The organism is Microbacterium sp. (assembly GCF_047972865.1).
Classification (GTDB): Bacteria; Actinomycetota; Actinomycetes; order Actinomycetales; family Microbacteriaceae; genus Microbacterium.
On the sequence record NZ_JBKEAY010000176.1, the window covers coordinates 1 to 6,563 of the forward strand.

Below are 6,563 nucleotides of genomic sequence, written 5' to 3' on the forward strand. Positions count from 1 at the left end.
CAGTTGGCCGGCAAGGAGACACCGTCCGACACCGCGCGGGTGCTGGAACGGCAGGTCGCCGCGATCGTGTGGCGGACGTACGCGCAGGCGGGACTGGAGGAGATGGCCCGCGACACCCGTGTACCGGTCGTCAATGCGCTCAGCGACGACTTCCACCCGTGCCAGCTGCTGGCCGACCTCCTGACGATCCGCGAGCACAAGGGCGACCCGGCCGGGTTGACGCTCACGTTTTTCGGGGACGGTGAGTGCAACATGGCGCATTCGTATCTGCTGGCCGGGGCCACCGCGGGGATGCACGTGCGGATCGCGGCACCGGAGGGCTACACCCCCCGGGCCGACGTCGTGGCCGATGCTGAACGGATCACGGCGGGCACCGGCGGATCGGTGTCGCTGTTCACCGACCCGAAGGCGGCGGCCGCAGGCTCCGACATCATCGTGACCGACACGTGGGTCTCGATGGGCAAGGAGGAGGAGAAGCAGGCACGGCTGCGGGCCCTGGGCGACTACAAGGTCTCGCGGGAGACGATGTCGCTGGCCGCGGACGACGCTCTGTTCCTCCACTGTCTCCCGGCGGACCGTGGATACGAGGTCGATGCCGACGTGATCGACGGACCGCAGAGTGTCGTGTGGGATGAGGCCGAGAATCGGCTGCACGCCCAGAAGGCGCTGCTGGGGTGGCTGCTGCGCCAGTAGCGACCGGGGCGTTCACCTCCTGGAACGGGCCGGGGCGGGTCCAGGGAATCGACCTGGCACGCGGTCTGGCGGTGCTGGGGATGTTCGCGGCGCACCTGCTGTGGATCGACCCGTTCCAGCCCGCTGATCCGGCGACCTGGTTCGATGTGGCCAACGGGCGCTCGTCCATCCTGTTCGCGACGCTCGCCGGGGTGTCGCTGGCACTGGCCACGGGCGCGGAGAGGCCGTTCGACGGTGCGCGGATGCGGCGCGCGCGTGTGGCCGTCGCGGTGCGCGCCGTGATCGTCTGGCTGGTCGGGGTCGCGTTGATCTCGACCGGTGTGCCTCTGGTGGTCATCCTGCCCGCCTACGCGATCCTGTTCCTGCTCGCGATCCCGCTCCTCACGGGGTCGGTCCGGGCGCTGTGGTGGCTCGCGGCGGGCCTGGCCGTCACGACGCCGTGGCTGGTGCCGCTGTGGAATGCGATGCCGTTGTGGTGGACGGTCGAGGGTGAGGTCCTGGCCGACGCGATCGGCTGGCACTATCCGTTCCCGCTGTGGCTCGCCTTTCTCGCGGCGGGGCTCGCGGTGGGGAGGTCCCACCTGCTGCGGATCGAGGTGCAGGTGCGGCTGCTGGTCGGCGGGGCGCTCGTGGCGGCGGGTGGGTATGGTGCGGCGGCGCTGTTCGCCTGGCCCGGCGACACGTATTTCGCGGCGGTGTGGAGCGCCGAGGCCCATTCCAGCGGGCTCGGGGAGGCGATCGGCTCCGGGTCGTTCGCCGTCGCGGTCATCGCCGCGTCGTTGCTGATCTGCCGGACTCCGCTCACGTGGGTGTTGCTGCCGGTCCGCGCGGTGGGGACCATGCCCCTGACCGCCTACGTCGGGCAGGTGGTGGCTTGGGCGATCTGGGCGCAGCTCGCCCTCGGCGACACCGGCGACATCGTCGGGATGCGGGCGCTGGCACCGTTCGGGCCGTTCGCGCTCGTGACGCTCGCCGGCTGCACGATCTGGGCGGTGTGGGTGGGCCGCGGACCGCTGGAACGGGTCGTGGCGGCTGTCACCGGCGCCGTCGCCGCCCGCGCGGTCGGGTCGCGGAGAGGACCTCGGTAGGCTGAACGGGTGAGCCAGAACACCCCCGACGCCAGCACCGACCCCGACCGGCACGGGACGAACGCCGGTTCGCTGTGGGGTGCGCGATTCGCCTCCGGCCCGTCGCCTGAGCTGGCCGAGCTCAGCCGCTCGACGCACTTCGACTGGGTGCTCGCGCCGTACGATCTCGCCGGCTCGCACGCGCACGCACGGGCGCTGGCGGCGGCGGGCTACCTCACCGCCGAGGAAGAGGCCCGCATGCAGGAGGGGCTGGATGCGCTCGGTCGTGCCGTCCGCGACGGGTCCCTCGTCGCCCGCGAGGAGGACGAGGACGTCCACGGCGCGCTCGAGGCCGCGCTCATTCGCGAGGTCGGCCCCGAACTGGGGGGAAAGCTACGCGCCGGCCGGAGCCGCAACGATCAGGTGGCCACGCAGGTGCGGCTCTATCTCTTGGATCACGGGCGTGTGATCGCCCGGGATCTGCTGCGGGTGATCGACGCGGTCGTGGCGCAGGCCGAGCGGCACCCCGAGGCGATCATGCCGGGGCGCACCCATCTGCAGCACGCGCAGCCGATCCTGCTCGCCCACCACTTGCAGGCGCACGCTTGGCCGCTCGTGCGAGACCTGGAGCGGCTGCGGGATTGGGCCGTGCGCGCGCGTGTCTCGCCGTACGGCGGGGGAGCGCTCGCCGGTGCGACACTGGGGCTGGACCCGCAGCTCATCGCGGATGAGTTGCGGTTGTCGCGTCCGTCGGAGAACTCGCTCGACGGCACGTCGGCACGGGATGTCGTGGCGGAGTTCGCCTTCATCGCCGCAATGATCGGCGTCGATCTGTCGCGCTTCGCGGAGGACATCATCGTCTGGAATACGCGTGAGTTCGGGTTCGTGGCCCTCGACGACGGGTATTCGACGGGCTCCAGCATCATGCCGCAGAAGAAGAACCCCGACATCGCCGAGCTGGCGCGGGGGAAGGCGGGCCGGCTGATCGGGAATCTGTCTGGGTTGCTGGCGACGCTCAAGGCGCTGCCGCTGGCCTACAACCGCGACTTGCAGGAGGACAAGGAACCGGTCTTCGATTCGGTGCGCACGCTCGAAGTGGTGCTGCCGGCGTTCGCCGGAATGGTCGCCACGGTGCGGTTCGACACGGATCGCATGGCGGCGCTGGCACCGGAGGGGTTCTCGCTGGCGACCGATGTCGCCGAGTGGCTCGTGAAGCAGGGCACCCCGTTCCGCGATGCGCACGAGATCTCCGGTGAGTTGGTCCGTGCGTGTGAGCAGCGGGGGATCGGGTTGGAGGATGCCGACGACTCGCTGTTGGCACAGGTGTCACCGCGGCTGACTCCGGCGGTGCGCGCGGTGTTGTCGATCGAGGGGTCGGTGGCGTCCCGCGCCGGCGCCGGCGGCACGGCTCCGGTGCGGGTGGCCGAGCAACGGGCTGAGCTGATCGCCCGCGCTCAGATGGCTGCGCGGGGCGAGGACGACTGACTGATCGTCTGGAAAGATTAGCGAAAAGCTAATTGTTTCGGAAGATAAGTGATAATCTGATGCCGTGGTCATCGCCGTGACATCAGACATCGTCGGTTCCCGCCGCCTGGATGACAGGGCCGGCGCGCAACGGTTGATCGATGAGGCCATCGCGCGCGCTGAAGCCGACGCCCCGTCGGCGATCCGCCCGCTGCGACCGACCGTCGGCGATGAGCAGCAGGGGGTGTATCCACGGTTGGAGTCGGCGTTGTGCGCGACGCTCCTCATCTCGCTCGCGTTGCCCGACGGCATCCAGTTGCGTTTCGGCATCGGCATCGGCGACATCGGGAGTGTGCCCGCGGCGGCCGGCGCCATCTCAGAGGGGCCGGGGTGGTGGGCCGCCCGCGCCGCGATCGAGCGCGTGCACGCGCTCGCGCAACGCGCCGTTCCGGAGGCGCGTACGTGGGTCGAGGCGGCAGCCGGCGAGGATGCGTCATCGTTGCCGACGGTCAATGCCTATGCACTGGCACGCGACCGGATCGTCGCGGACATGAGCGAACGGACGCGGCGGCTGACGTACGGACGCTGCCTGGAACGCACTCAGCGCGATCTCGCCGCGACCGAGGGCATCACGCAGTCCGCGGTCTCGCAGGCTCTCGCCGCCGCCGGTGCCGCGGCGATCGTGACCGGCTTCTCGGCGATGCGGGGCTGACTCATCCCAGCGCGAGGCGCACGGTCGCTGCGCAGAGGCAGGCCCACAGCAGGCTCGCCAGAGTGCCGATGATGAAGCGTTCCCGTGCTTCGGCGGTCGCCAGTTCGGAGAAGCGGCCGATGCCCTTTATCGCGACCACGACAGCGATGGCCTCGGGATAGCCTGCGACGACCGTGAGTGCGACGGCCAGCCGCTCGAGGTATCCGACTGTTGTGCCTCCGCGCAGCAGCGGCTCCACCTCGGCGGCGGTGTCGCCGCGGGCCGCGGGGAGGAGGATGCCGCCGTCGGCGGTTTCTCGGACGCGACCGCCGGTGGCCAAGGCAAGCACGTGGCGAGTCACCGGGTTGCCGCCGATCACGGCCAGTCCGATGGCGAGGACAGCCGCGATCAGGCCGATCATCGGGGGAACGGTCACCGGCAGGATCGCCACGGTGAGCGCCGTGATGAGCAGCAGCCCGCCCGCGACGGCCAGCGGAACCGTGCGCGGGGTGCGCAGGTTCAGCACCGTGAGCACGAGGGCCGCGCACAACGACCCGAACAGGGCGACCGACACCGCCGCCACCGTCAGCACACTCGCGAGATCGACCTGCATGGCGCCAGTCTGTCACGGTGTCCCGACCGTCGTCGTCGCCGAGTGGCGCGCCGTCGGCCGCTGATACCCTGGAGCGCGTGCCCGTAACCGCTGTCCGCGCCCTCACGCCCGCCAATGATCCCTCGTTCGAGAACGTGTGGGACGAGATCGTCTGGCGTGGGCTGGTGCACGTGTCCACGGACACCGAGTCGTTGCGCACACTCCTGGGCGGTGAGCCGATCACCTACTACTGCGGGTTCGATCCGACCGCGCCCAGTCTGCACCTGGGGAACCTCGTCCAGCTCCTCCTCATGCGCCGCCTGCAGTTGGCCGGTCACAAGCCGCTGGGGCTGGTCGGTGGGTCGACCGGACTGATCGGCGACCCCCGCCCGACGTCCGAGCGCACCCTCAACGAGAAGGACACGGTCGCCGAGTGGGTCGGCTACCTCCGTGCCCAGGTGGAGCGGTTCCTCAGCTTCGAGGGCGAGAACGCCGCGCGGATGGTGAACAACCTCGACTGGACCGCACCGATGAGCGCGATCGATTTCCTGCGCGAGATCGGCAAGCACTACCGCGTCGGCACCATGCTGAAAAAGGACGCGGTCGCCGCGCGCCTCAACTCCGAGGCCGGTATCAGCTACACCGAGTTCAGCTACCAGATCCTGCAGGGGATGGACTACCTGGAGCAGTACCGGCTCTACGATTGTGTGCTGCAGACCGGGGGATCGGACCAGTGGGGAAATCTGACCAGCGGCACCGACCTCATCCACCGCGTCGAGGGCGCGTCCGTTCACGCGATCGGCACGCCGCTGATCACCAACAGCGACGGCACCAAGTTCGGCAAGAGCGAGGGAAACGCCATCTGGCTCGACGCGGCGATGTGCAGCCCCTACCGGATGTACCAGTTCTGGTTGAACACCGATGACGCCGACGTCATCGACCGTCTCAAGGTGTTCACGTTCCTGACCAGGGCCGAGATCGAGGAGTACGAGGCTCTGGTGGCCAGTGAGCCGCATCGCCGCGCCGCGCAGAAGCGGCTCGCCGCCGAAGTGACGACGTTCGTCCACGGTACGGAGGCAGCGGATGCCGTCGTCGCCGCCTCGGAGGCGCTGTTCGGCCCCGGGGACCTGGCCGCGCTCGACGCGGTCACGCTGCGTCAGGCCTTGGAGGAGCTTCCGAACGCGACGGTCGTGCCTGGGACCACGGTGGTGCAGGCACTCGTCGACACCGGTCTGTGCGGGAGCCTCAGCGATGCACGTCGCGCCATCGCGCAGGGGGGCGTCGTTCTCGACGGCGACAAGGTCACCGACGACACCCTCGTGGTGGCGGCCCGTCTCCCGGGCGGCGTGTCGGTGCTGCGCCGCGGAAAGAAGTCGCTCGCCGGCGTCTTTCCGGCGTCCTGACGCGGGATCCGCCACCGTCGGGAGGACGCGACACGCCCGGGATACGAGGGCGATTTGGCAGGTGGCCCGAATCCGCGTAACGTATTCCTTGTTCGCCCCAAAGGGAAGAGCGAAGCGCCGGAAGGCACCGCCCCCTCAAGCAGTGAGCCACCCCCATCCCAAACCTCTCCATCGGAGAGAGCACGGCGCTTCTTCGCCCAGGCTGGGAACCTCCCCCTCACACTGCATGTGAAACCGTCCGGCATGATCCTCAGGATCACGGCGAGTCGATTTGACAAGCGAGACGCGGGGGATAAGATAGAGAAGTTGCCCTACTGGGGAAGCCGAGAGGCTGACCGGGAGGAGCATCCGATCCTTGAGAACTCAACAGCGTGCACTTGTCAAATGCCAAATAACCTCGATCTCGCTTCGGCGAGATGAGATTCCTTTGGATCAAAGACCGGCACTTCGGTGCCGGCAACGGATAGTCAGCAATGACATCCCTTTGGTCAGATCAAACTCGCTGCAACGACCCTATTCCGGTCGGTGTCAGCAACATTTCTTTACGGAGAGTTTGATCCTGGCTCAGGATGAACGCTGGCGGCGTGCTTAACACATGCAAGTCGAACGGTGAAAGCGGAGCTTGCTCCGCCGGATCAGTGGCGAACGGGTGA

At 68.8% G+C, this 6,563-nt stretch carries 6 protein-coding genes and 1 rRNA gene; 6 read left to right on the forward strand and 1 reads right to left on the reverse strand.

All coding sequences use genetic code 11. From position 1 onward, the window contains the following. From argF to ACK5KK_RS10605, 4 genes are all read left to right on the forward strand, one after another. Window positions 1–693, forward strand: a 693-nt coding sequence (gene argF, locus ACK5KK_RS10590) for an ornithine carbamoyltransferase (RefSeq protein WP_416890048.1), incomplete at its 5' end; no start/stop codon positions are given. After that, complete coding sequence (locus tag ACK5KK_RS10595) at window positions 675–1,781, forward strand: heparan-alpha-glucosaminide N-acetyltransferase domain-containing protein (RefSeq protein WP_416890049.1); 1,107 nt, start codon at window positions 675–677, stop codon at window positions 1,779–1,781. The genes argF and ACK5KK_RS10595, both read left to right, overlap by 19 nt. Window positions 1,782–1,790: 9 nt before the next feature. After that, the gene (gene argH, locus ACK5KK_RS10600) at window positions 1,791–3,245 is read left to right on the forward strand and encodes an argininosuccinate lyase (protein WP_416890050.1); all 1,455 of its coding nucleotides are present in this window, start codon (window positions 1,791–1,793) and stop codon (window positions 3,243–3,245) included. Window positions 3,246–3,309: 64 nt separating this feature from the next. Then, the gene (locus ACK5KK_RS10605) at window positions 3,310–3,936 is read left to right on the forward strand and encodes a SatD family protein (RefSeq protein ID WP_416890051.1); all 627 of its coding nucleotides are present in this window, start codon (window positions 3,310–3,312) and stop codon (window positions 3,934–3,936) included. A gap of 1 nt (window position 3,937) precedes the next feature. Here the strand turns inward: ACK5KK_RS10605 and ACK5KK_RS10610 are convergent, their stop codons facing one another. Then, window positions 3,938–4,528 (reverse strand): hypothetical protein, encoded by a 591-nt coding sequence (locus ACK5KK_RS10610; RefSeq protein WP_416890052.1) that lies wholly within the window; start codon window positions 4,526–4,528, stop codon window positions 3,938–3,940. 77 nt (window positions 4,529–4,605) lie between these two features. On the opposite strand from ACK5KK_RS10610, the gene tyrS reads away from it, so the two are divergent. After that, complete coding sequence (tyrS, locus tag ACK5KK_RS10615; protein WP_416890053.1) at window positions 4,606–5,910, forward strand: tyrosine--tRNA ligase; 1,305 nt, start codon at window positions 4,606–4,608, stop codon at window positions 5,908–5,910. 541 nt (window positions 5,911–6,451) lie between these two features. Beyond that, a 16S ribosomal RNA gene (locus tag ACK5KK_RS10620) occupies window positions 6,452–6,563 on the forward strand; the annotation flags it as partial.

What these genes read in the sequence shown, in the direction of transcription:
- ACK5KK_RS10610 (WP_416890052.1), bottom strand. Translation starts at nt 4,528, where the DNA reads ATGCAGGTCGATCTCGCGAGTGTGCTGACGGTGGCGGCGGTGTCGGTC.